Raw genomic sequence first — 22,424 nt, forward strand, 5'->3', positions numbered from 1 at the left:
TTGCCCCTGACCGGGCGCGATGGCTGGCCTGACAGCCGTTGAAACCAGCACGGGCGTAGGAGATCTCTCCACGCCCGTGCGATCATGTTAAGGGCAGAACAAATATGGCTAAGAGTGATTTATACGAGATCTTAGGCGTCTCTAAATCCGCAGATGAGCGTGAAATCAAAAAGGCTTACAAGCGCCTGGCGATGAAATACCATCCGGACCGTAATCCGGACAATAAAGAAGCCGAAGCAAAGTTTAAAGAAATTAAGGAAGCCTACGAAATTCTGACCGACGCACAGAAGCGTGCGGCTTACGACCAATATGGTCATGCAGCCTTTGAACAAGGTGGCATGGGCGGCGGTGGCGGCTTCGGCGGCGGCGGTGCTGACTTCAGCGATATCTTTGGCGACGTATTTGGCGATATTTTTGGTGGTGGCCGCCGTCAGCGTGCCTCACGTGGCGCCGATTTACGCTACAACATGGAGCTAACGCTGGAAGAAGCGGTACGCGGCGTGACCAAAGAGATCCGCATTCCAACTCTGGAAGAGTGCGATGTCTGCCACGGCAGCGGCGCGAAAGCGGGGACCAAACCGCAGACCTGTCATACTTGTCATGGCGCAGGCCAGGTGCAGATGCGTCAGGGCTTCTTCACCGTGCAGCAGGCGTGTCCGACCTGTCACGGTCGCGGTTCAGTGATAAAGGATCCGTGCAATGCTTGTCATGGACACGGTCGTGTTGAGCGCAGTAAAACCCTGTCGGTGAAAATCCCTGCAGGCGTGGATACCGGCGATCGCATTCGTCTAACCGGCGAAGGTGAAGCGGGCGAACACGGCGCACCAGCGGGTGATCTGTACGTTCAGGTTTCGGTGAAAAAACACCCGATCTTCGAGCGTGAAGATAACAACCTGTATTGCGAAGTGCCGATTAATTTCGCGATGGCAGCATTGGGTGGCGAGATTGAAGTGCCAACGCTTGATGGCCGCGTGAACCTGAAAGTGCCTTCTGAAACGCAAACCGGCAAGCTGTTCCGCATGCGCGGTAAAGGCGTGAAATCGGTGCGTGGCGGTGTGGTGGGTGATTTGCTGTGTCGTGTGGTGGTGGAAACGCCAGTCAGCCTCAACGACAAACAGAAAGCGTTGCTGCGCGAACTGGAAGAGAGTTTTGGTGGCCCGAGCGGCGAGAAAAACAGTCCGCGCTCCAAAAGTTTCCTCGACGGTGTGAAGAAGTTCTTTGACGATTTAACGCGTTAATTCCATCAGTTATGCAGTCACTAAGCGGAGAGGAAACTCTCCGCTTTTTTTATGTTTTGCCGCTAAACGGTCGCTCCTGATGTAAGCTCAACCTGCCTTGCGTGTGATATGAGCAGAAATGCCCTCATAATGCATCGGCATTGCCGAGCAATTAACGAGATATAAGCTGCTTTTAACGAGGTGTCTGAATCGCTACACTTCTCAGCCAAAATGTCTCTACTCAGGAGGAGTTGTGAACAAACCCCGTTCTATTCGAAGCTTGCTGAAAAGCTTTATCGCCAGTGACGCCAGCAACGGCATGGTGCTGATTTTGGCGGCCGTTGCGGCGATGATTTTGGCGAACAGCGCAGAAACCGCTCAAGGTTATCAATCGTTTCTTGCCGAGCCGGTGCAAATTCGCTTTGGCGCATTAGACATCAGCAAAAACCTGCTGCTGTGGATCAACGATGCCATGATGGCGCTGTTTTTCCTGGTGATTGGTTTGGAAGTGAAACGTGAGTTGATCACCGGTGAACTCGCCAGCCGCGATCGCGCTATTTTCCCGGTGATTGCGGCAATTGGCGGCATGGTTATGCCGGGACTGATTTTCCTGATGCTCAATCATGGCGATCCTATTGCACGTAACGGCTGGGCAATTCCTACCGCGACCGATATCGCCTTTGCTTTGGGCGTGCTGGCGCTGCTAGGCAGCCGCGTGCCGACCGCGCTGAAAGTGTTCCTGATGGCGCTGGCGATTATTGATGATCTTGGCGCTATCGTGATCATCGCGCTGTTCTACACCAGCGATCTTTCGGTGTTGTCGTTGAGCGTGGCGGCGGGTGCGATTGTGCTGCTGGCGATTCTCAATCGTTGCGGCGTGCGTAACATTGCCATCTATATGTTGGTCGGCATTGTGCTGTGGACGGCGGTGCTCAAATCGGGTGTGCACGCAACGTTAGCGGGCGTGATTGTTGGCTTCTTTGTGCCGCTGGAAGAGAAGAACGGTCATTCTCCGGCCGAGCATCTGGCGCATGGTTTGATGCCGTGGGTCAACTGGCTGATTCTGCCGCTGTTCGCTTTCGCTAACGCCGGCATCTCGCTGAGCGGCATTACCTTTATGGATGCGCTGTCGCCAGAGCCGCTGGGCATCATTCTCGGCTTACTGATTGGTAAACCGTTGGGCATCACGTTGTTCTGCTGGCTGGCAGTGAAGTGGCGGCTGGCGGTACTACCGGGAGGCACCACCCTACGCGATATCATGGCGATTGGTGTGCTGTGCGGTATCGGCTTTACTATGTCGATCTTTATTAGTTCGCTGGCGTTTGATGCCGCCCACGAGCAACTGGTGACCTTCTCCAAACTGGGGATTCTCAGTGGCTCGCTGCTTTCGGCGATCATTGGTTACACGCTGCTGCGCATCAAACTGCGTTAAAAGAGGAAGGAGGCGAAAGCCTCCTTTTTTTGCCGATGAATCAGCTCAATTTTAATCATCTCTACTATTTCTGGCAGGTGTGTAAAACCGGCTCGGTGGTGCGTGCGGCGGATGTGCTGTGCCTGGCACCACAGACGGTTACTGGCCAGATTAAATCGCTGGAAGAGCAACTCGGCGGCGTGCTGTTTCGCCGTCAGGGACGCGGTTTGGTGCCCAATGAGCTTGGGCAACTGGTGTTCCGCTATGCCGATCGCATGTTCATGCTGAGTCAGGAGATGCTCGATATCGTTAACTACCGCAAAGAGTCGCATCTGCTGTTTGATGTAGGCGTGGCGGATGCGCTGTCAAAGCAACTGGTGAGTAAGGTGCTGGAGGCGGCAGTGGTGGCTGAAGAGAGAATCCATTTACGCTGTTTTGAATCAACGCATGAGATGCTGCTGGAACAGCTGAGCCAACACAAGCTGGATATGATCCTTTCCGATTGCCCGATTGATTCCACTCAGCAGGAAGGGCTGTTTTCGGTCAAGCTGGGCGAGTGTCCCATCAGCTTCTGGTGCAACACACCGTTACCGACGCTGCCGTTTCCTGCCAGCCTGGAAGAGCGGCGTTTGCTGATTCCGGGGCGTCGCTCGATGCTGGGCCGCAAACTGCTGAACTGGATTCACAGCCAGGGCTTACAGGTGGAGATTCTGGGTGAGTTTGATGATGCGGCCTTAATGAAGGCATTTGGTGCGCTGAACAACGCGATATTTGTGGCTCCCACACTGTATGGTGACGAGATTTACCGGGATGACGCCATCAAAGAGATTGGACGGTTGGATGCGGTGATGGAGGAGTATCACGTGATCTTTGCCGAACGGATGATTCAGCATCCGGCGGTACAGCGGATCTGCCATCGCGACTTCAGTGCGCTGTTTACCCCTGAATTGCAGGCATAAAAAAACCGGCTAAGCGCCGGTTCTTTTTTACAAAGCGATAAACAGACAGGCGATTAAGCCAGTTTGTTGATCTGTGCAGTCAGGTTTGCTTTATGACGTGCAGCTTTGTTTTTGTGGATCAGACCTTTAGCAGCCTGACGGTCCACGAGTGGTTGCATTTCGTTGAATGCGTTCTGCGCAGCAGCTTTGTCGCCTGTTGCGATAGCCGCGTATACTTTCTTGATGAAAGTACGCATCATTGAACGGTTGCTTGCGTTATGCTTGCGACGTTTCTCAGATGTTACGGCGCGTTTCTTAGCTGATTTGATATTAGCCAAGGTCCAACTCCCAAATGTGATCTATATGGACAAATCAAAGGCCGAGGACTATGCCTTTTGCGCCTTCTTATGTCAATGGATTTGTGCAAATAAGCGTCGTTTTAAAAACAACACTCGATTACGTAATTGATGGCGCAGGATTCTACCAGCAACGCGGCGTTGAATACAGTATTTCGCAGCAAAAATCTTCAGATCCTTACTAAGCAACTGGCTAGGCGTGGAATAAGCCGCGCCAGAAGCAGGAAAGGCACGTATACGGGTTAACCTAAACGCCATTCAAGGGTATAATCCGCCGATTTCCACCGGTTTGAGTCAGCCATGAAGTTTATCCGCGGTATTTATAATCTGAAAGAGCAGCATCGCGGCTGCGTCCTGACCATTGGTAATTTCGACGGCGTACATCGCGGCCACCAGGCTTTGATGGCTGAATTAATTGCTGAGGGACGAAAACGCAATCTGCCGGTGGTGGTGATGGTATTTGAGCCACAACCGCTTGAGCTGTTTGCCGGCGATAAAGCCCCGGCGCGCCTTACGCGTTTGCGTGAAAAGCTGAAATACCTCGAACAAGCGGGCGTTGATGCCGTACTTTGCCTACGTTTTGATCGTCGCTTCGCTGCGCATTCGGCGCAGAGTTTTATTTCCGAATTGCTGGTGGACAAGCTCAACGTCAAGTTTCTGGCCGTCGGCGATGATTTCCGCTTCGGCGCTGGTCGCCAGGGGGATTTCCTGTTATTACAGAAGGCCGGTGCGGAGTATGGCTTTGAGGTCATCAGCACCCAAACTTATTGCGATAGCGGCAAGCGCATCAGCAGCACCGCCGTTCGTCAGGCGCTGGCGCAGGATGATTTTGCGCAAGCCGAAGCGCTGCTGGGCCATCCGTTCAGCATCTCAGGTCGCGTAGTGCATGGCGATGCACTCGGGCGCACCATCGGTTTCCCAACGGCTAATCTCCCTTTGCGTCGCACCGTTACGCCGGTTAAAGGCGTGTTTGCAGTGGAAGTGTTGGGCCTCGGCGATCAGCCGCTGCCTGGCGTGGCCAATATTGGTACGCGCCCAACGGTAAAAGGTTTACGTCAGCAGCTTGAAGTTCACCTGCTCGACACAAATATGAATCTCTATGGGCGTCACATTGAAGTGGTGCTGAAACAGAAGATTCGCGATGAACAGCGTTTCGCTTCGCTGGACGCGCTGAAAGAACAAATTGCGAAAGATGTGGTGACGGCCCGCCAATTCTTTGGGCTAAAAACACCGGTTTAATGACCGAAATACGGAATCGAGAATCTGATGAGTGACTATAAATCTACCCTGAATTTGCCGGAAACGGGGTTCCCGATGCGTGGCGATCTGGCCAAGCGTGAACCGGGAATGCTGCAACGTTGGTATGATGACAACCTGTACGGCATCATCCGCGAAGCCAAGAAAGGGAAAAAAACCTTTATTTTGCATGATGGCCCTCCTTATGCGAACGGCAGCATTCATATTGGTCACTCTGTTAACAAGATTCTGAAAGACATTATCGTTAAGTCGAAAGGCATGGCGGGCTACGACTCGCCGTACGTTCCCGGTTGGGACTGCCACGGTTTGCCGATTGAGCACAAAGTTGAGCAGATGATTGGTAAGCCGGGCGAGAAAGTCAGCGCGGCTGAATTCCGTGCCGCTTGCCGCCAATACGCGGCAGAGCAGGTTGAAGGTCAGAAAAATGACTTCATCCGTCTCGGCGTGCTGGGCGACTGGGATCGTCCTTACCTGACGATGAACTTCCAGACCGAAGCCAACATCATTCGTGCGCTGGGTAAAATCATCGGCAACGGCCATCTGCACAAAGGCGCGAAGCCGGTGCACTGGTGCATGGATTGCCGCTCGGCGCTGGCTGAAGCGGAAGTGGAGTATTACGACAAAACTTCACCATCCATCGACGTGATGTTCAATGCCGTTGATGCCGATGCGGTGCGCGCGAAGTTTGGCGTCGCTGCTTCAGAAGGCCCGGTTTCACTGGTTATCTGGACCACCACGCCGTGGACCATGCCAGCTAACCGCGGTATCTCGCTGCATCCGGAATTTGAATATCAGCTGCTGCAGATCGAAGGTCGCAGCCTGATTCTTGCTAAAGAGATGGTTGAGAGCGTGATGAAGCGCGCTGGCATCAGCGACTGGAAAGTGCTGGGCGAATGCAACGGCGCGGCGCTGGAGCTGCAACTGTTCCAGCATCCGTTCCTCGAGCAAATCCAATCCAAAGTGGTGCTGGGTGAGCACGTGACGCTGGAAGCCGGTACCGGTGCGGTACATACCGCGCCAGGCCACGGCCCAGATGACTATGTTATCGGTCAGAAATACGATCTGGAAACCGCCAATCCGGTGGGGCCAGATGGCGCGTATCTGCCAGGCACCTATCCCACGCTGGATGGGGTAAACGTCTTTAAAGCCAACGACATGATCGTTGATCTGCTGAAAGAGAAGGGCGCGCTGCTGCACGTTGAGAAACTGCTGCACAGCTACCCGCACTGCTGGCGTCACAAAACGCCGATCATCTTCCGTGCTACGCCACAATGGTTCATCAGCATGGATCAGAAAGGCCTGCGTGCACAGTCGCTGAAAGAGATCAAAGGCGTGCAGTGGATCCCGGATTGGGGCCAGGCGCGTATCGAAGCGATGGTGGCGAACCGTCCGGACTGGTGTATCTCACGTCAGCGTACGTGGGGCGTGCCGATGGCGCTGTTCGTGCATAAAGAGAGCGAGCAGCTGCATCCGGATACGCTGGAGCTGATGGAGAAAGTCGCCAAGCTGGTTGAGCAAGACGGCATTCAGGCGTGGTGGGATCTCGATCCGCGCGACCTGATGGGCGACGACGCTGATCACTACGTTAAAGTGCCAGACACCTTAGACGTCTGGTTCGACTCCGGATCAACCAGCTACGCGGTAGTGGATGCGCGTTCGGAATTCGGTGGCCATACGCCGGATATGTATCTGGAAGGTTCGGATCAGCATCGCGGCTGGTTCATGTCTTCTCTGATGATCTCTACAGCGATGAAAGGCAAAGCGCCTTATCGTCAGGTACTGACGCACGGTTTCACCGTGGATGGTCAGGGCCGCAAGATGTCGAAATCGATCGGCAACACCGTGGCACCGCAGGATGTCATGGATAAGCTGGGCGCGGATATTCTGCGTCTGTGGGTCGCCTCTACCGATTACTCCGGTGAGATGGCGGTCTCCGACGAAATCCTCAAGCGTGCCGCAGACAGCTATCGTCGTATCCGTAACACCGCGCGTTTCCTGCTGGCTAACCTCGCGGGCTTCAACCCGGCGACCGATTGCGTCAAGCCGGAAGAAATGGTGGTGGTGGATCGCTGGGCGGTTGGCCGTGCGCTGGCAGCGCAGCAGGATATCGTGCACTCCTACGAAAACTACGATTTCCACGAAGTGGTGCAGCGTCTAATGCACTTCTGCTCTATCGAAATGGGCTCGTTCTATCTCGATGTGATCAAAGATCGTCAGTACACCGCGAAAGGCGACAGCCTGGCGCGTCGCAGCTGCCAAACCGCGCTGTGGCATATCGTTGAAGCACTGGTGCGCTGGATGGCACCAATCATGTCCTTCACCGCAGACGAAATCTGGGGCTACCTGCCGGGCGAGCGCGCGAAATACGTGTTCACTGAAGAGTGGTACCAGGGTCTGTTTGGTCTGGCGGATAACGAAGCGCTGAACGACGCCTATTGGGATGATCTGCTGAAAGTGCGCGGCGAAGTGAACAAGGTCATCGAGCAAGCGCGAAGCGACAAACGCATCGGTGGCGCGCTGGAAGCCACGGTCACGCTGTATGCGGATGCCGAGCTGGCCGCTAAGCTGCAGGCGTTGGGCGATGAGCTGCGTTTCGTGCTGTTAACTTCAGGCGCAACCGTGGCGGATTACGCCACTGCCAGCGATGAAGCGCAGCAGAGCGAACTGTTCAAAGGTCTGAAAATCGCGCTGCACAAAGCAGAAGGCGAGAAATGTCCGCGCTGCTGGCATTACACTACAGACGTTGGCCAGAATCCTGAGCACGCTGCGGTATGTGGCCGTTGCTACACTAACGTGTCCGGAAACGGCGAGCAGCGGAAATTTGCCTGATGAGTAAAGCTATTTCTTCGACGGGTTTGCGCTGGCTTTGGCTGGTGCTGGTGGTGATCGCCATCGATTTTGGCAGCAAAATGTGGGTTATGGATAACATGATGCTGCATGAAACGCAGCCGCTGATGCCGTTCCTGAATCTGTTCTACGCGCACAACTATGGCGCGGCGTTCAGCTTCCTGGCGGACAAAGGCGGCTGGCAGCGCTGGTTCTTTGCCGGCATCGCCATTGCTATCGTCCTGGCACTGTTGGTGATGATGTATCGCAACGCTGCCAGCAACAAATTAACCAATATTGCCTACGCGCTGATTATCGGCGGGGCGTTGGGTAACCTGTTTGACCGTTCGTATCACGGCTTTGTGGTCGATTTTATCGACTTCTATGTTGGTGACTGGCACTTCGCGACCTTCAACATCGCCGACTGTGCCATCTGTATCGGCGCGGCGCTGGTGGTGCTGGAAGGTTTTCTCAGCCCGAACGGCAAACCGGCAAAAGATAAAGGGTAAAAAATGAGTGAGTCTGTTCAGCGCGATAGCGCGTTGCTGGTGCATTTTACGCTGAAGCTGGAAGATGGCTCGACGGCCGAATCCACGCGCGCCAACGGCAAACCTGCGCTGTTCTGTCTGGGCGATGGCAGCCTTTCAGCCGCGCTGGAACAGCAACTTCTGGGGCGTAAGGTGGGTGACAAGCACGCCTTTACCCTCGAGCCGGAAGATGCCTTCGGCGGCACCAGCCCGGATCTGGTTCAGTACTTCTCGCGTCGTGACTTTAACGACGCGGGCGAGCCGGAAGTCGGTGCCATCATGCTGTTCAGCGGCCGTGGCGGCAGCGAAATGCCTGGCGTGATCCGTGAAGTTTCCGGCGACTCCATCACCGTAGATTTCAACCATCCGCTGGCGGGTCAGCGCATTCAGTTTGATATTGAAGTGCTGGAGATTGATCCGGCGCTGGAGGCCAACGATGCAAATCCTGTTAGCTAACCCACGCGGTTTCTGCGCAGGCGTTGATCGCGCCATCAGCATCGTCGAGCGCGCGCTGGAGATGTACGGCGCGCCCATCTACGTGCGTCATGAAGTGGTGCATAACCGCTACGTGGTGAGCAGCCTGCGCGAGCGCGGGGCGATCTTTATTGAAGAGATCGCTGAAGTGCCGGATAACGCCATTTTGATCTTCTCCGCACACGGCGTATCACAAGCGGTTCGCGCCGAAGCCAAAGCGCGTAACCTCACCATGCTGTTTGATGCTACCTGTCCGCTGGTGACCAAAGTGCATATGGAAGTGGCGCGCGCCAGCCGTAAAGGTGTCGAAGCGATTCTCATTGGTCACGCGGGGCATCCGGAAGTGGAAGGCACCATGGGCCAGTACAGCAATCCCAACGGCGGCATGTATCTGGTGGAATCACCGGAAGATGTGTTCAAGCTGAACGTCAAAGATGAGAGCAACCTGTGCTTTATGACGCAGACCACGCTGTCAGTCGATGATACTTCGGACGTGATTGATGCACTGCGTCAGCGCTTCCCGGCGATTATCGGTCCTCGTAAAGATGACATCTGCTACGCCACCACCAACCGTCAGGAAGCCGTTCGCGTGCTGGCGCGAGATGCTGAAGTGGTGCTGGTCGTGGGATCGAAAAACTCTTCTAACTCGAACCGTCTGGCCGAACTGGCGCAGCGTGCTGGTAAGCTGGCGAAGCTGATCGATTCGGCTGATGACATTCAGGAAGAGTGGGTCAAAGATAAGCAGATCATCGGTGTTACCGCGGGCGCTTCTGCTCCTGACATTCTGGTGCAGCAGGTGATCCAGCGTCTGCGTGAGCTCGGCGGTGAAGCGGCGATTGAGCTGATTGGCCGTGAAGAGAACATCGTGTTTGAAGTACCGAAAGAGCTGCGCGTTGACGTGCGTAACGTGCAGTAAGCGGTTCACACCGCAGTAAAATCAGGCCGACATTGTTCGGCCTTTTCTTTGCCTGTCGCAGCCAGAAATCCTACTTCCAGCATGCGGGATTGCTTTTACTGATAATGTTTCGCGGCTGGCATAAAATTCTTATATCCCTTTATTATTGTGGCGTGACTGTTATCTGACCGTTAACCTGTTTACGCTTTACATGCATAGATTTGTATCAGGAATGAATAATTATGAGTGAAATCCGCATTGCTATCGTTGGTGCGCCGGGTCGCATGGGACGCAATTTGATTCAGGCCTCACAGCAGGCGGAAGGTGTTGCGCTCGGCGCGGCACTGGCGCGTAGCGGTTCGTCATTGCTGGGCGTTGATGCTGGCGAACTGGCGGGCATCGGCAAAACGGGCGTGATTGTCTCTGACGATCTGCAAAAGGTGGTTAACGACTTCGATATCCTGATCGATTTCACTCGTCCGGAAGGCACGCTGGAGTATCTGGCGTTTTGTCGCCAGCACAACAAAGCGATGGTGATCGGCACCACCGGTTTTGATGAAGCCGGTAAAGCGGCGATTCGCGCGGCAGCCGAAGAGATTGGCATCGTGTTTGCCGCCAACTTCAGCGTGGGCGTCAATCTGGTGCTGCATCTGCTGCAGCAGGCGGCGAAGGTAATGGGCGACTACGCGGATATTGAAATCGTTGAAGCGCACCATCGTCATAAAGTTGATGCACCATCAGGTACAGCGCTGGCGATGGGCGAGGCGATTGCCGATGCCATGAAGTGGAATCTGGATGAGCACGCGGTATATGCCCGTGAAGGTCATACCGGTGAGCGTAAAGCGCAAACCATCGGATTTGCTACCGTGCGCGCCGGCGATATCGTGGGTGAACATACCGCGATGTTTGCAGATATGGGTGAGCGTGTAGAGATTACCCACAAGGCTTCCAGCCGTATGACCTTTGCAAATGGTGCAGTTAAGGCGGCAAGTTGGTTAAAGAACAAGAAATCTGGCCTTTATGATATGCGTGATGTGCTGGATTTATCGATGTTGTGAGTGTTGTGAACCATCGTGATGTGGTTATTTCAATCGGTAAGGCCTTGATTGACGAGGGCAATGTGATCATTGCCCTTTATTTTATCTGTAAATGGATGCTTTGTTTGTTTTTCACTGCGAAGTGCTTATTTATCGTGATTGGTGAGCGTATATCAGGCTTGCAATGGCTAGTTTTGACCATTTGGTCAAAAATTTATACGCGCCAGCATCAATTTGCCATCATCGCCGTCAGGCAACCGATTATTTTTCCGAGTTATCTCACTCTTTTATCGCCTTTCACCGTTTTTAACATTCAGTTGCCCGAAATATACAAAAAAATAACCACATGTTGTAGACAAGGTGCGGGGCGATCATTAGAATGCGCGCAATTTGCCAAAATTCGAGTACTCAGGCGGGTTTTGCATTGATTCTGCCACTGGTTTTGAATTAATATGCAAATATTGTGACTGTTTATTCCCTGGAGGATGTTTTGATTAAGTCAGCGCTTTTGGTTCTGGAAGACGGAACCCAATTCCACGGTCGGGCCATCGGGGCTACGGGGTCGGCAGTGGGAGAAGTTGTTTTCAACACTTCAATGACCGGTTATCAAGAAATCCTCACTGATCCTTCCTATTCCCGCCAAATCGTTACCCTCACTTATCCCCATATCGGCAATGTTGGCGTTAACGCCGCCGATGAAGAATCCAGCCAAATCCATGCTCAAGGCCTCGTTATTCGCGATCTGCCGCTGATTACCAGCAACTTCCGCAGTGAAGAAAGTCTGTCAGCTTACCTGCAGCGCAATAACATCGTTGGCATCGCCGATATCGACACGCGCAAACTGACCCGTTTGCTGCGCGAGAAGGGCGCACAGAGCGGCTGCATTATTGCGGGTGATAATCCGGATGCCGCACTGGCGCTGCAGAAAGCGCAGGCGTTCCCGGGCTTGAAAGGCATGGACTTGGCGAAAGAAGTGACCACCGCTGAAACCTACGCGTGGCAGCAAGGTAGCTGGACACTGGAAGGTGACCTGCCGGAACAGAAAACGGCGGAAGAGCTGCCGTTCCATGTGGTGGCGTACGATTACGGCGCTAAGCGCAACATCCTGCGCATGCTGGTGGATCGCGGCTGCCGCCTGACGGTAGTACCGGCGCAAACCCCGGCGGAAGAGGTTCTTGCACTCAATCCAGACGGTATTTTCCTGTCGAACGGTCCTGGCGACCCGGAGCCGTGCGACTACGCGATTAACGCCATTCAGGCGTTCCTGAAAACCGATGTTCCGGTATTCGGTATCTGCCTTGGCCATCAGCTGTTAGCGCTGGCGAGCGGTGCCAAAACTATCAAGATGAAACTCGGCCACCACGGCGGCAACCATCCGGTGAAAGATCTCGACAACAATACCGTGATGATCACCGCGCAGAACCACGGTTTTGCGGTGGATGACAGCCAGTTGCCGGCCAATCTGCGCGTGACGCATGTGTCGCTGTTCGACCAAACCGTGCAGGGCATTCATCGCACTGACAAACCGGCCTTCAGCTTCCAGGGACACCCGGAAGCGAGCCCAGGCCCGCACGATGCGGCGCCACTGTTCGATCACTTTATCGAACTGATCGAAGCATACCGTTCTAACGCGAAGTAATCAGGAGCCCACGATGCCAAAACGTACAGACATAAAATCCATCCTGATTCTTGGTGCTGGCCCGATCGTTATCGGCCAGGCATGTGAATTTGACTACTCCGGTGCGCAGGCGTGTAAAGCGCTGCGCGAAGAGGGCTACCGCGTCATTCTGGTTAACTCGAACCCGGCAACCATTATGACCGACCCGGAAATGGCTGATGCGACTTACATCGAGCCGATTCACTGGGAAGTGGTACGCAAGATTATCGAAAAAGAGCGTCCGGATGCGGTGCTGCCAACCATGGGTGGTCAGACAGCGCTGAACTGTGCGCTGGAGCTGGAGCGTCAGGGCGTGCTGGCTGAGTTCGGCGTCACCATGATTGGTGCAACTGCCGATGCCATTGATAAAGCCGAAGACCGTCGTCGCTTCGACGTGGCGATGAAGAGCATTGGTCTGGGCACCGCACGTTCCGGTATCGCGCACACCATGGAAGAAGCGCTGGCGGTGGCCGAAGACGTTGGCTTCCCGTGCATCATTCGCCCTTCCTTTACCATGGGCGGCACCGGCGGCGGTATCGCTTATAACCGTGAAGAGTTCGAAGAGATTTGCGAACGCGGTCTCGACTTGTCGCCAACCAATGAGCTGCTGATTGATGAGTCGCTGATTGGCTGGAAAGAGTACGAGATGGAAGTGGTGCGTGATAAAAACGACAACTGCATCATCGTCTGCTCGATCGAGAACTTCGATGCGATGGGCATCCATACCGGTGACTCCATCACCGTAGCGCCGGCGCAAACCCTGACTGACAAAGAATACCAAATCATGCGTAACGCCTCGCTGGCGGTACTGCGTGAAATCGGTGTCGAAACTGGCGGTTCGAACGTCCAGTTCTCGGTGAACCCGAAAGATGGCCGCATGATCGTCATCGAAATGAACCCGCGCGTATCGCGTTCGTCAGCGCTGGCTTCGAAAGCGACCGGCTTCCCGATTGCCAAAGTGGCGGCAAAACTGGCGGTGGGCTTCACCCTCGATGAGCTGATGAACGACATCACCGGCGGCTTAACGCCAGCGTCGTTCGAACCTTCTATCGACTACGTCGTCACCAAGATTCCTCGCTTCAACTTCGAGAAGTTCGCCGGTGCTAACGATCGTCTGACAACGCAGATGAAATCAGTCGGTGAAGTGATGGCGATTGGCCGTACGTTCCAGGAATCGATGCAGAAAGCGCTGCGCGGTCTGGAAGTCGGTGCCAACGGTTTCGACCCGAAAGTCAGCCTTGACGATCCCGAAGCGTTAACGCGCATTCGTCGCGAACTGAAAGATGCTGGTTCTGACCGTATCTGGTACATCGCTGATGCATTCCGTGCAGGTATGTCGGTTGATGGCGTGTTCAACCTCACCAACATCGATCGCTGGTTCCTGGTGCAGATTGAAGAGCTGGTGCGTCTGGAAGAGCAGGTTGAGCGCGAAGGTGTGAACTCGCTGAATGCGGAATTCCTGCGTGCGCTGAAGCGTAAAGGTTTTGCTGATGTCCGTCTGGCCGCGCTGGCGGGCGTATCAGAAGGCGAAATTCGTAAGCTGCGTCAACAATTTAACCTGCATCCGGTTTATAAACGCGTTGATACCTGCGCGGCTGAATTCGCCACCGACACCGCTTATATGTACTCAACCTACGAGGAAGAGTGCGAAGCCAATCCAAACCAGGATCGTGAAAAAATCATGATTCTGGGTGGTGGTCCAAACCGTATCGGCCAGGGCATCGAGTTTGATTATTGCTGCGTGCATGCGGCGCTGGCGCTGCGTGAAGACGGTTATGAGACCATCATGGTCAACTGTAACCCGGAAACCGTATCAACCGATTACGACACTTCGGATCGCCTCTACTTCGAGCCGGTCACGCTGGAAGACGTGCTGGAAATCGTACGTATCGAGAAGCCGAAAGGCGTCATCGTACAGTACGGCGGCCAGACGCCGCTGAAACTGGCACGCGCGCTGGAAGCGGCTGGCGTTCCGGTGATTGGTACCAGCCCGGACTCGATTGACCGTGCAGAAGACCGCGAGCGTTTCCAGCAGGCGGTTGATCGCCTGAGCCTGAAGCAACCGGCGAACGCCACCGTTGCCACGCTGGAGCAGGCCGTTGAGAAAGCGGCTGGTATCGGCTATCCGCTGGTGGTGCGTCCTTCTTATGTGCTGGGCGGCCGCGCGATGGAAATCGTCTACGACGAAATCGACCTGAAGCGTTACTTCCAGACGGCGGTATCGGTCTCTAACGATGCGCCAGTGTTGCTGGATCGCTTCCTCGATGATGCGGTTGAAGTGGATGTCGATGCAATTTGCGACGGCGAACGCGTGCTGATTGGCGGCATTATGGAGCACATCGAGCAGGCGGGCGTGCACTCCGGTGACTCCGCATGTTCACTGCCGGCCTACACGCTGAGCACCGAAATCCAGAACGTGATGCGTCAGCAGGTGGAAAAACTGGCCTTCGAGCTGAATGTACGTGGCTTGATGAACGTGCAGTTCGCGGTGAAGGACAATGAAGTTTACCTGATTGAGGTGAACCCACGCGCCGCGCGTACCGTACCGTTCGTGTCGAAAGCCACTGGCGTGGCGCTGGCGAAGGTTGCCGCGCGCGTGATGGCCGGTAAAACGCTGGCTGAGCAGGGCGTCACCAAAGAAGTGATTCCACCGTATTACTCGGTGAAAGAAGTGGTGCTGCCGTTCAACAAGTTCCCAGGCGTTGACCCTATCCTCGGCCCAGAAATGCGCTCAACCGGTGAAGTGATGGGCGTTGGTCGCACCTTCGCTGAAGCCTTCGCCAAAGCGATGCTGGGTGCGCAGAGCAACATGAAGAAAACCGGTCGCGCGTTGCTGTCAGTGCGTGAAGGCGATAAGAAACGTATCGTCGACCTGGCGGCAAAACTGCAAAAGTTTGGTTTCGAGCTGGATGCGACGCACGGTACCGCAGTGGTGCTGGGTGAAGCGGGCATCAATCCACGTCTGGTGAACAAGGTGCATGAAGGTCGTCCGCACATTCAGGATCGTCTCAAGAACGGCGAATATACCTACATCGTCAACACCACGGCGGGACGTCAGGCAATTGAAGACTCCAAGCTGATTCGTCGTAGCGCGCTGCAGTACAAAGTGCATTACGACACCACGCTGAACGGCGGCTTTGCCACGGCGATGGCGCTGAACGCGGATCCGACTGAGCAAGTGATTTCGGTGCAGGAAATGCACGCGCAAATTAAAGGCTGATTCCAGCTGGCTACTTACTAACGGCTCCTGCGGGGGCCGTTTTTTTATCCTTTTACCAATGCCCGCATTTCCTTATCTGTAAAAATCCTATTGATTTGACATATGTTTTATCAGTTGATGCGGAAAGCGTTACACCTCGGAATATCCGCACAAAATTATAAATAAGATCCCAGTTAGCGCACCGTACTATTTCGCTCGCTCACCAATAGAGCGCTCACCTTAACTGGGATATAAAAAATGCAAATGCGTGCTTTCACTCTCAGCGCTATTGCTGCGTTACTCGCAGCGGCGCCACTCGCCAGCCAGGCGGAAATTACTTTACTCAAGCAGGATCCACAGGCGGGCGATGCGCTAAGCCGTCTCGACTTCAAAGTGGGCGGCAGTATTCGTCCGCAATACCTGCATCAGAATGGCGTCAACGACAAGTCGTACAAACGTAATGGCTATGACGGCGGATCGCGTTTCCGTTTCACCGCCAATTATTACCTGTTCGACGACGTAAGCTGGGTGGGTTACTACGAGCTGGGCGTAAACTTCCCAGCCTGGTGGGGTTGGGACAATCATCATGCGGATGGTGCAAACAACACCTCGCGCCGCCAACTTTATACCGGCTTCAAAAGCGCCACCCTGGGTGAACTCTACTTTGGTCAGCAGAACAGCGTTTACTACGATGTAGTGGGTGCGAAAACCGATATCTGGGATTACGACATGCTGGCCCAGGCACCGGGCAACGGTATCAATGGCGACTACGACGGCTCGTACCGTTCGCGCAAAATGCTGAAGTACAAAAACACCTTCGGCGATGCGGATGTGTATGCATCTTACCTGTTTGAAGATAACGAATTCCTGCCAGGCAATGGCCTGCGCTATAAGCGTAAAGGCGGCGGTTCGCTAGGCGTGAACTACCACATCACCAAAGATTTGGCATGGGGCACCGCGTGGAACTACACCCGCGCCGATATCCGCAATCCAAACAATGGCGACAGCAAACGCTATGACCAGAATATCTATGGCACTGCGCTCAGCTGGACACCGGATAACTGGACGCTGTCAGCCGGTGCCGGTTGGTATGAGAACTTCTCACCAACCAAACGCAACACCGTTAACAACTACTTCGCGGATGACGCGTGGGGCATCGAATACTTTGCTGGCTACAAATTCCCAATTGGTCAGTATGCGGTGAAATCCATCCAGCCTTACTTCATGGGCGACCGTCTGGAGTTCGTCAACGGACGTGACTACAAACGTATCGATAACGGCGTTGGCGTGAGTGCACAGCTGGATTACGGCTTCCGTGTCGATTACGAATATGTCATCACCTCCAGCACAGACAAGTCACTGGGCAACGTGAACCTGGTGCGTCTGCGCTACGATTTCTAAAGCGTCTCAACGGCTCCTGCGGGAGCCGTTTTCTTTTGTCGCACAGAGTGCGCTTTTCTTTACACTGCGATACCGATAATGCGACGTTTCGCGCGGAGTTGTGCCGCCTCGTCAGCAATTTCTGGCTCCTCGCCCCGCTATTGCCGGGAAAGTCGGTGTAAAACTCTGTCCAATAACAAAAGTGCGGTGGCATCGGAGCTTTACGCAAATAGCGGGGTCGGCCTATCGACGAAAGTTTCGCCTTTACGTATGATGGCGCCAATTTTTTCCAGTAGGTCTTTTAACATGATTAGTCTGATCGCGGCACTGGCAGCGGACCGCATTATTGGTATGGAAAACGCCATGCCATGGAACCTGCCAGCAGATTTGGCGTGGTTCAAACGTAATACCTTGAATAAGCCGGTGATTATGGGTCGTCTGACCTTTGAATCGATTGGCCGTCCGCTTCCTGGCCGCTTGAACATTGTGGTCAGCAGCCAGCCGGGCAATCACGAAGGCGTTACCTGGGTGACATCGCTGGAAGAGGCGGTAAAAGCGGCAGGTGATGTTGAAGAAATGATGGTGATTGGTGGTGGACGCGTTTACGAGCAGATGCTGGCTCGCGCGGATCGTCTTTATCTGACTCATATCGATGCGGAAGTGGAAGGGGATACGCAGTTCCCGGATTACGAGCCGGACGAGTGGCAGTCAACCTTCAGCGAATTCCACGATGCCGATGAGCAGAACTCGCACAGCTACTGCTTCGAGATCCTCGATCGCCGCACGTAGGGTTGCTATTTACCGCGACCAATAAAAAACCCCGCTTCAGCGGGGTTTTTTATTTACGGCGTATCACTTAACGGCGGATGCGCACTGACCGCGCTCTCGGCCATCGCCTGCTCTCGATTGGATGCCTGCACGTAATATTGTTTGGTTTCCCAATGCAGCAGCGTCAATGTTCCGCCCCAGCAGCAGCCAGTATCCAGCCCAATCACATGTTCCGGTGTGCCTTTACCTTCCAGCGATGCCCAGTGACCAAAGATCTGCGTATAGTCGCTGTCGATTTTGCCCGGTACGTTAAACCACGGCTTAAGCGGTGGCGGAGCCGATTCTGGCAACTCTTTGCAGATCATATCCAGCTGGCCATTCGGGAAGCAGAAGCGCATGCGCGTCAGCGCATTGGTGCTAAAGCGCAGTCGTGCCAGGCCGCTCAGCTCCGGCGTCCAGTTGTTTGGCATGTCGCCGTACATCGCATCAAGAAACAGCGGATAGCTGTCGCTGGAAAGCACCGCTTCCACTTCACGCGCGCACAGCTGCGCTGTCTCCAGATCCCACTGTGGCGTAATGCCTGCATGCGCCATCAACAGTTTCTTCTCTTCATCCACCTGCAACAGCGGCTGACGACGTAACCAGTTGATCAACTCATCGGCATCATCGGCTTCCAGCAGCGGCGTCAGGCGATCTTTCGGTTTATTGCGGCTGATACCGGCAAATACCGCCAGCAAATGCAGGTCGTGATTACCCAGCACCAGACGCACGCAATCACCCAGCGATTTCACATAGCGCAGCACATCGAGCGAGCCGGGGCCACGCGCCACCAAATCGCCGGTAAGCCATAAGGTGTCCTGCTGCGGATCGAAATCAACCTGCGCTAATAGCGCACGAAGCTCGTCATAACAGCCATGAACATCGCCAATCAGGTATGTACTCATTGTCAGTCCGATTAAAACGCGCCGCCCGGACGGGCCGGGCGGAGGAGGATTAGTGAATGTGGGTTTGCACCGCGAGTCGGAACACCGGAATCTCGACGTGGAACTCTTCGCCCGCATCATCGATCATCACATAGTGACCTTGCATGGTGCCCATCGGCGTCTCCAGAATCGCGCCGCTGGTGTACTGATACTCGCCGCCGGCCGCAATGTGCGGCTGTTCGCCGACCACGCCTTCACCTTGCACTTCAGTCTCGCGACCGTTGCCGTTAGTGATCAGCCAATAGCGGCTGCGCAGCTGTACGTTGCTGCGCCCTAAATTGCGAATGGTGATGGTGTAGGCAAACACGTAACGATCCTCATCGGGCAAGGATTGCGATTCCACATACTGACTATGCACATGGATACAGACGCGGGCCAGTTCACTCATGCACTCAACTCTCCGGAGTTTCAGCCTGATGCTTGCTCAACCAGTTTGCCAGTTGGCAATATTGCGCCACAGAGACGTTCTCTGCACGCAGCGAGGCATCGATTTCTAATTGATCCAGCGCACCAGCCGCAAACATATGAGCCAGGCTGTTGCGCAGCGTTTTACGGCGTTTACCAAAGGCTTCGGTGGTAATGCGGCTCAGCAGACGAATATCGCTAACCGGATGCTGCGGTTGCATATACGGCACTAAACGCACCACGGCCGATTCCACTTTCGGTGCCGGCGTGAACGATTCTGGTGGTACTTCGAGCACAGGAATCACCTGGCAATAGTACTGCGCCATCACGCTCAAACGACCGTAAGCTTTGCTGCCCGGACCGGCGACTAAACGATTCACCACTTCTTTCTGCAGCATGAAGTGCATATCTTTAATCGAACCAGTATAGCTGAAAAGGTGGAACATCAGCGGCGTCGAGATGTTGTACGGCAGGTTGCCGAACACGCGCAGCGGCTGGCCTTTCTCTTGCGCCAGCGCAGAGAAATCAAAGGTCATCGCATCCTGCTGGAAAATGGTCAGCTTTGGACCGAGGAACGGGTGCGTTTGCAGACGCGCGGCAAGGTCGCGGTCCAGCTCGACTACGGTCAGCTCATCCAGACGTTCGCCTACCGGCTCAGTTAATGCGCCAAGGCCGGGGCCGATTTCCACGATAGCTTCACCTTTTTGCGGGTGAATGGCGGAGACAATGCTATCGATAATGTACTGATCGTTCAGGAAGTTCTGCCCGAAACGTTTACGGGCGTAATGCCCCTGATGGACGCGATTATTCATTACTGCTCTTGATCATAGTGATGGCGAGATTAAGCGCCGTGATAAAGCTGCCCGGTTCTGCCTGGCCGAGACCGGCTAATTCAAGCGCGGTGCCGTGATCGACAGAAGTCCGGATAAAGGGCAGGCCAAGTGTGATATTCACCGCGCGGCCAAATCCCTGAAATTTTAGCACCGGTAAGCCCTGGTCGTGATACATCGCCAGAACCGCATCGGCATGTTGCAGGTATTTCGGCTGGAACAGCGTATCGGCTGGCAGAGGTCCGGTGAGCTGGATGCCTTGCTGGCGCAGTTCGTTGAGAGCCGGAATGATGGTATCAATCTCTTCGCGGCCCATATGGCCGCTTTCGCCGGCGTGCGGATTGAGGCCGCAGACGAAGATATGGGGATTGGGTAAACCAAATTTCTGCTGCAGATCACGATGTAAAATGGTGATAACTTCATGCAGCGTGTCGCGGGTAATCGCGGCAGAAACATCTTTCAGCGGCAGATGCGTGGTGGCCAATGCTACGCGCAACTCTTCCGTTGCCAGCATCATCACTACTAAATCGCCACCGGCGCGATCGGCAAAAAACTCAGTATGACCGGTAAACGGAATGCCGGCATCATTGATCACGCCTTTGTGCACCGGACCGGTAATCAGCGCGGCAAATTCGCCGTTCAGACAGCCGTCACAGGCGCGCGCCAGCGTTTCCAGTACATAGTGGCTGTTCGCAACGTTGAGTTCACCGGCAGTCACCGGTTTAGCGGTATCGACCTGCAGCAGCGTTAGCGTGCCGGCCTGCTGCGGTTGTGCTACTGCAGGTTGATAATCACGCAGCGTCAGCGGCAAACCCAATAAAGCAGCGCGACGGCGCAAAAGCTCGCCGTCGCCGCAGACCACCAATTCAACTGGCCAGTTTTGCTGCGCCAGTTGAACGGTGAGGTCGGGACCAATCCCGGCGGGTTCGCCGGGCGTGATCACCACACGATAATTACTGACCATTGTTATCGAGAATCTTCACGTAAGCACTGGCGCGCTGTTCCTGCATCCAGGTTTGCGCTTCTTCCGCGAATTTACGATTGAACAGCATGCGATAGGCGCGCTCTTTCTGCGCGGCATCGGTCTTATCAACCTGACGCGTATCCAGCAACTGAATCAAATGCCAGCCAAAGGAGGAGTGAACCGGCTGACTAACCTGGCCTTTCTGCAGTTTCAGCAAGGCATCGCGGAATGCCGGATCGTAAATCTCCGGAGATGCCCAGCCAAGATCGCCACCCTGGTTCGCCGAACCCGGATCGTCTGAGAACTCTTTGGCCGCTGCTGCGAAAGTGGTTTTACCACTTTTAATGTCGGCCGCGATCTGTTCGATCTTCGCCTGCGCCTGCGCGTCAGTCAGGATCGGTGACGGCTTCAGCAGAATGTGACGCGCATGCACTTCCGTTACAGAGATGCTTTTGCTTTCGCCGCGCAGGTCGTTCACCTTCAGGATGTGGAAGCCGACACCTGAACGGATTGGACCGACGATATCGCCTTTCTTCGCGGTGCTCAGCGCCTGCGAGAACAGCGTTGGCAATTCTTCGATTTTGCCCCAGCCCATGTTGCCGCCTTTCAGCGCCTGCGGATCGGCCGAGTAAGTTACTGCCAGCTTGCCGAAATCGGCGCCGCCTTTCAGCTGAGCAACCAGTTGGCGAGCCAGCGTTTCCTGGTCGTCAACCTGCTGCTGCGTCGGGTTTTCTGACAGCGGCAGCAAAATCTGGCTGATATTCAGTTCAGTACCTTGCGTGTTCTGCGCGCCGACCTGCGAAGCCAACGTATCCACTTCCTGCGGCAGGATAGTGACGCGGCGACGCACTTCGTTGTTACGCACCTCGGCAATCGTCATCTCTTTACGGATTTGCGCACGGTAGACGTTGTAGTTCATACCGTCGTAGGCCAAACGGCTACGCAGCTGGTCGAGGCTCATGCGGTTTTGTGCGGCAATGTTCTGAATCGCCTGATCCAGTTGCTGATCGTTAATCTGCACGCCCGCTCTTTCACCCATTTGCAGAATGATGGCATCCATGACCTGGCGTTCAAGGATTTGATGACGCAAGGTTTTGTCATCCGGGAGTTGCTGGTTTGCCTGCTGCGCCTGTGATTTCACGGTGCGCATCATGTTATCAACGTCACTTTCCAGTACCACGCCGTTGTTCACGACAGCGGCAACTTTATCAACCACTTGTGGGGCTGCGAACGCAGTGTTAGCGGTAATCGCTACACCAAGAATCAGCATTCTCCAGTTCTTCATACTTTATCCATTGTT

20 protein-coding genes are annotated in these 22,424 nt (G+C 54.6%); 14 read left to right on the forward strand and 6 right to left on the reverse strand.

Going from position 1 to position 22,424, the window contains the following annotated elements:
* Positions 1 to 104 precede the first annotated feature (104 nt).
* The 3 genes from dnaJ to nhaR all read left to right on the forward strand — a co-directional run bounded on the left by dnaJ (position 105) and on the right by nhaR (position 3,587).
* Positions 105 to 1,238: a molecular chaperone DnaJ gene (dnaJ, locus tag PanJK_RS16145; protein ID WP_265301125.1), complete on the forward strand. Its 1,134-nt coding sequence runs from the start codon at positions 105 to 107 to the stop codon at positions 1,236 to 1,238.
* 232 nt (positions 1,239 to 1,470) lie between these two features.
* Positions 1,471 to 2,649: a Na+/H+ antiporter NhaA gene (nhaA, locus tag PanJK_RS16150; protein WP_256695565.1), complete on the forward strand. Its 1,179-nt coding sequence runs from the start codon at positions 1,471 to 1,473 to the stop codon at positions 2,647 to 2,649.
* Positions 2,650 to 2,684: 35 nt separating this feature from the next.
* Positions 2,685 to 3,587, forward strand: coding sequence for a transcriptional activator NhaR (nhaR, locus tag PanJK_RS16155; protein WP_265301129.1), 903 nt, complete (start codon positions 2,685 to 2,687; stop codon positions 3,585 to 3,587).
* Positions 3,588 to 3,640: 53 nt separating this feature from the next.
* Here the strand turns inward: nhaR and rpsT are convergent, their stop codons facing one another.
* Positions 3,641 to 3,904 carry a 30S ribosomal protein S20 gene (rpsT, locus tag PanJK_RS16160; protein ID WP_036619798.1) on the reverse strand — a complete coding sequence of 88 codons (264 nt, stop codon included), beginning with the start codon at positions 3,902 to 3,904 and terminating at the stop codon, positions 3,641 to 3,643.
* A 318-nt stretch (positions 3,905 to 4,222) separates the two neighbouring features.
* Here rpsT and ribF point away from each other — a divergent pair, with 318 nt between their 5' ends.
* The 11 genes from ribF to folA all read left to right on the forward strand — a co-directional run bounded on the left by ribF (position 4,223) and on the right by folA (position 17,963).
* A complete protein-coding gene (gene ribF, locus PanJK_RS16165) occupies positions 4,223 to 5,161 on the forward strand; it encodes a bifunctional riboflavin kinase/FAD synthetase (protein ID WP_256695569.1) in 939 nt (312 codons plus the stop codon).
* A gap of 27 nt (positions 5,162 to 5,188) precedes the next feature.
* A complete protein-coding gene (gene ileS / locus PanJK_RS16170; RefSeq protein WP_265301133.1) occupies positions 5,189 to 8,008 on the forward strand; it encodes an isoleucine--tRNA ligase in 2,820 nt (939 codons plus the stop codon).
* On the forward strand, positions 8,008 to 8,514 hold the full coding sequence (lspA, locus tag PanJK_RS16175) for a signal peptidase II (RefSeq protein WP_256695572.1): 507 nt from the start codon (positions 8,008 to 8,010) through the stop codon (positions 8,512 to 8,514). Before ileS ends, lspA begins: the two co-directional genes overlap by 1 nt.
* A 3-nt stretch (positions 8,515 to 8,517) precedes the next feature.
* A complete protein-coding gene (gene fkpB / locus PanJK_RS16180; protein WP_008108656.1) occupies positions 8,518 to 8,988 on the forward strand; it encodes an FKBP-type peptidyl-prolyl cis-trans isomerase in 471 nt (156 codons plus the stop codon).
* Positions 8,969 to 9,922, forward strand: a complete 954-nt coding sequence (gene ispH, locus PanJK_RS16185; protein ID WP_008108655.1) for a 4-hydroxy-3-methylbut-2-enyl diphosphate reductase — start codon at positions 8,969 to 8,971, stop codon at positions 9,920 to 9,922. Before fkpB ends, ispH begins: the two co-directional genes overlap by 20 nt.
* Before the next feature lie 221 nt (positions 9,923 to 10,143).
* Positions 10,144 to 10,959 (forward strand): 4-hydroxy-tetrahydrodipicolinate reductase, encoded by an 816-nt coding sequence (gene dapB / locus PanJK_RS16190; RefSeq protein ID WP_265301137.1) that lies wholly within the window; start codon positions 10,144 to 10,146, stop codon positions 10,957 to 10,959.
* Entirely contained in the window at positions 10,956 to 11,366 is a 411-nt protein-coding gene (locus PanJK_RS16195; RefSeq protein WP_256695574.1) for a hypothetical protein, read from the forward strand. The genes dapB and PanJK_RS16195 overlap by 4 nt, the downstream gene beginning before the upstream one ends.
* Before the next feature lie 62 nt (positions 11,367 to 11,428).
* Entirely contained in the window at positions 11,429 to 12,577 is a 1,149-nt protein-coding gene (gene carA, locus PanJK_RS16200; RefSeq protein WP_256695575.1) for a glutamine-hydrolyzing carbamoyl-phosphate synthase small subunit, read from the forward strand.
* A gap of 13 nt (positions 12,578 to 12,590) precedes the next feature.
* Positions 12,591 to 15,815: a carbamoyl-phosphate synthase large subunit gene (gene carB, locus PanJK_RS16205; protein ID WP_101762143.1), complete on the forward strand. Its 3,225-nt coding sequence runs from the start codon at positions 12,591 to 12,593 to the stop codon at positions 15,813 to 15,815.
* A gap of 237 nt (positions 15,816 to 16,052) precedes the next feature.
* Positions 16,053 to 17,195 (forward strand): porin, encoded by a 1,143-nt coding sequence (locus PanJK_RS16210; RefSeq protein WP_265301143.1) that lies wholly within the window; start codon positions 16,053 to 16,055, stop codon positions 17,193 to 17,195.
* 285 nt (positions 17,196 to 17,480) lie between these two features.
* Entirely contained in the window at positions 17,481 to 17,963 is a 483-nt protein-coding gene (folA, locus tag PanJK_RS16215) for a type 3 dihydrofolate reductase (protein ID WP_137385137.1), read from the forward strand.
* A gap of 53 nt (positions 17,964 to 18,016) precedes the next feature.
* On the opposite strand, the gene apaH is transcribed toward folA, so the two are convergent.
* From apaH to surA, 5 genes are read right to left on the reverse strand one after another with little or no spacing between them, the layout of a single operon-like run.
* Positions 18,017 to 18,886 (reverse strand): bis(5'-nucleosyl)-tetraphosphatase (symmetrical) ApaH, encoded by an 870-nt coding sequence (gene apaH, locus PanJK_RS16220; protein WP_265301147.1) that lies wholly within the window; start codon positions 18,884 to 18,886, stop codon positions 18,017 to 18,019.
* A gap of 49 nt (positions 18,887 to 18,935) precedes the next feature.
* A complete protein-coding gene (gene apaG, locus PanJK_RS16225) occupies positions 18,936 to 19,313 on the reverse strand; it encodes a Co2+/Mg2+ efflux protein ApaG (RefSeq protein WP_265301150.1) in 378 nt (125 codons plus the stop codon).
* A 4-nt stretch (positions 19,314 to 19,317) separates the two neighbouring features.
* Positions 19,318 to 20,142, reverse strand: coding sequence for a 16S rRNA (adenine(1518)-N(6)/adenine(1519)-N(6))-dimethyltransferase RsmA (rsmA, locus tag PanJK_RS16230; RefSeq protein ID WP_061718142.1), 825 nt, complete (start codon positions 20,140 to 20,142; stop codon positions 19,318 to 19,320).
* Positions 20,135 to 21,124: a 4-hydroxythreonine-4-phosphate dehydrogenase PdxA gene (gene pdxA, locus PanJK_RS16235; RefSeq protein WP_256695578.1), complete on the reverse strand. Its 990-nt coding sequence runs from the start codon at positions 21,122 to 21,124 to the stop codon at positions 20,135 to 20,137. The genes rsmA and pdxA overlap by 8 nt, the downstream gene beginning before the upstream one ends.
* On the reverse strand, positions 21,114 to 22,409 hold the full coding sequence (surA, locus tag PanJK_RS16240; RefSeq protein ID WP_265301153.1) for a peptidylprolyl isomerase SurA: 1,296 nt from the start codon (positions 22,407 to 22,409) through the stop codon (positions 21,114 to 21,116). The genes pdxA and surA overlap by 11 nt, the downstream gene beginning before the upstream one ends.
* Between the last annotated feature and the right edge of the window lie 15 nt (positions 22,410 to 22,424).

Origin of the sequence: Pantoea sp. JK, from assembly GCF_026130245.1 — a bacterium.
In the GTDB taxonomy this organism is placed as follows: domain Bacteria; phylum Pseudomonadota; class Gammaproteobacteria; order Enterobacterales; family Enterobacteriaceae; genus Pantoea; species Pantoea trifolii.